Source organism: Vibrio sp. V42_P2S4T144, assembly GCF_009904715.1.
Classification (GTDB): domain Bacteria; phylum Pseudomonadota; class Gammaproteobacteria; order Enterobacterales; family Vibrionaceae; genus Vibrio; species Vibrio alginolyticus.
The window spans coordinates 1-2,876 of the sequence record NZ_WXWS01000265.1 but is presented as its reverse complement, the minus strand read 5'-3'; the positions used below and the strand labels follow the sequence as shown (position 1 = coordinate 2,876).

The following is a 2,876-nucleotide window of genomic DNA, read 5'->3' as shown; positions in this document are numbered from 1 at the left end:
GAGTTCGACCATGACCATATTGATACCTCTTTAGTTTTTTATTTGATTCTGATTTTTTGAACACTCAGGAACAGGAGTAAATGCTCAGAGAATGAGAACCTAGTGGTTTAGCGGCAATAAAAGCATATAAAAAATGTGGTTAACCGTATGAGAGCCTAAAAAAGGGGCCTGAGTGGCCCCCTTCGGATTCGTTATTACTCGTAACGTTTTGCTTTGTAAGTAGGATGCATGAAGTTTTCTACTGACAAGATTTCATCAAGCTCCTCTGCTGTAAGCAGACCGCGCTCTAGCACGACTTCACGAACACTCTTACCAGTTTCTGCACAAATCTTACCTACGATGTCACCTTCGTGGTGGCCGATGTATGGGTTTAGGTAAGTGACGATACCGATAGAGTTGTAAACGTAGTTTTCGCAAACTTCTTTGTTCACTGTGATGCCGTCGATACATTTATCACGTAAGTTCACACACGCGTTATGTAGTAGAGAGATAGACTCAAACACACTTTGTGCGATAACTGGTTCCATTACATTTAGCTGTAGCTGACCGCCTTCTGCTGCGAAAGAAACCGTGTTGTCGTTACCGAGAACTTTGAAGCAAACTTGGTTTACTACTTCTGGGATAACTGGGTTTACTTTAGCTGGCATGATTGAAGAGCCTGCTTGCATTTCAGGTAGGTTCAATTCATTTAGACCCGCACGAGGACCAGAAGAAAGTAGACGAAGGTCGTTACAGATCTTCGATAGTTTCACTGCTAGGCGTTTTAGCGCGCCGTGAGTCATTACGTATGCACCACAGTCAGACGTTGCTTCGATAAGGTCTTCTGCTGCAACAACGTCAAGGCCTGTTACTTCCGCTAGGTGTTTTACTGCAAGCGCTTGGTAGCCAGTTGGTGTATTTAGACCAGTACCGATTGCGGTTGCGCCTAGGTTGATTTCTAGGAGGAGTTTAGATGTGTAATCTAGAGCACGAATCTCTTCGTTTAGTGTTACCGCCCACGCATGGAACTCTTGACCGACTGTCATTGGTACTGCGTCTTGAAGCTGAGTACGGCCCATTTTCAGTACATCTTTAAACTCAACGGCTTTAAGTTCGAATGCGCCTTTTAGGTACTCAATTGCTTCCATTAGCTTGTGTACGCTGTTGTATACCGCAATACGGAAACCTGTTGGGTACGCACAGTTGGTTGATTGGCTCTTGTTTACATGGTCATTTGGGTTAACAAATTCGTATTGGCCTTTCTCTTTACCCATCAACTCAAGCGCAACGTTTGCGATCACTTCGTTCGTGTTCATGTTAACTGAAGTGCCTGCACCGCCTTGGAATACGTCTGATGGGAACTGATCCATACACTTGCCAGTTTCTAGGATCAAATCACACGCTTCGATGATGTAGTTTGCAACGTCTTTTGGAATAGCGCCAAGTTCTTTGTTTGCTAACGCTGCTGCTTTTTTGGTCATTACCATGCCGCGTACAAATTCTGGTACGTCAGAGATGGTCATATTAGAGATGTTGAAGTTCTCGATCGCACGTAGCGTATGAATACCGTAGTACGCATCTGCAGGGACATGACGTTGACCTAATAGATCTTCTTCAATACGAGTGGCTGGGTTTGCTGTTTTTGGAGCATCAGATAGGGTAGCCATAGCAGGATCCTTAGATGATAATTCTGATAATAAAGTTATTTATTAGCCATTTCTGCAATCTAGAATCCATTCATCAGAATTTTTGGCTGGAAAATCCGTCCTGACTTATGTGGCACATGATACTGCACCTAGCGCATAAAAATAGTAACTAGATCACCTTTTTCGTTTTTCATGAGTCAATAATTTGCAAAGTATGAACGGGTTATTACTAACCCTTTATGGGTGCTCGATTTTCCTCGACAAACATGAGTTTTTAGAGTTCGAAATTAGCACTTTAAAAGCACGAAAAAATCGGTATGCAATTGAATGAACGCGCTCCCGCTACTTTGTCTAAAAGAGAAGGAGACCAGTATGAACACGCTTTTTTACAACGATTCGTTTGAGCTTAGTCTGCTTTTACCATTACACTGAATTAAACAAAGGAGGGCGTGTGTTTCCTATCTTATTATTAGCGTTTATTTTTGTTCCGATCATTGAAATCGGCTTATTTATTCAGGTGGGCGGCTTTTTAGGTTTATGGCCGACCATTGCACTAGTCTTAATCACGGCATTTGTTGGTGCATCGTTGGTTCGTAGCCAAGGTATACAAACACTGATGTCAGTACAGGGGCGTCTTGAACAAGGTGAAATTCCAGCCCAGCAAATTTTTGAAGGCGTAATGCTAGCGGTGGCTGGCGTGCTACTGTTAACCCCGGGCTTTATGACCGATGCCCTTGGTATGTTGGTGTTGCTTCCTGCGCCACGCGCCGCGATAGCTAAATACTTGATGAGCAAAATGGTGGTGAAAACCATGCATGGCGGTGGCTTCCAAGGTGGTTTCTCTAACCAGGGGCCATTTGAGCAAGACCCGTTCCGTCGTGACCCATTTGATTCCCAGTCAGATAATGGCAATACCTTCGAAGGGGAATACGAGCGTAAAGACGATGATGATCGCAACAAGCTCAACTGATTGAGTTAGACAGTAAAGAAAACAAAAGGGCGCACCAAGCGCCCTTTTCTGTATTTGGAATTCGTGCCGCTTACAATGCGCCTTCAAAGCCCATTTGACGCCATGCTTCAAAAGCAATGATCGCAACGGCATTCGAAAGGTTTAGGCTGCGCGCATCTGGCATCATTGGAATGCGAATACGCTGCTCCATTGGCAAGCTATCGATGATTTCAGCAGGCAAACCACGAGTTTCTGGACCAAACATCAAAACATCACCCGTTTGGTATTGTGCATCAACGTGG

Annotated in this window: 3 protein-coding genes; 1 reads left to right on the top strand and 2 read right to left on the bottom strand. The window is 44.2% G+C overall.

Translation table 11 applies throughout. From position 1 onward, the window contains the following. Window positions 1–194: 194 nt before the first annotated feature. The gene (gene aspA / locus CAG68_RS09225; protein WP_005382379.1) at window positions 195–1,646 is read right to left on the bottom strand and encodes an aspartate ammonia-lyase; all 1,452 of its coding nucleotides are present in this window, start codon (window positions 1,644–1,646) and stop codon (window positions 195–197) included. Between the two features lie 430 nt (window positions 1,647–2,076). Between aspA and CAG68_RS09220 the strand changes: the two genes are divergently transcribed. Next, complete coding sequence (locus CAG68_RS09220; RefSeq protein WP_033907286.1) at window positions 2,077–2,595, top strand: FxsA family protein; 519 nt, start codon at window positions 2,077–2,079, stop codon at window positions 2,593–2,595. Between the two features lie 70 nt (window positions 2,596–2,665). Here CAG68_RS09220 and CAG68_RS09215 read toward each other — a convergent pair. Continuing rightward, window positions 2,666–2,876 (bottom strand): TrmH family RNA methyltransferase (locus CAG68_RS09215; protein ID WP_272926279.1); only part of this gene is annotated, 211 nt, incomplete at its 5' end.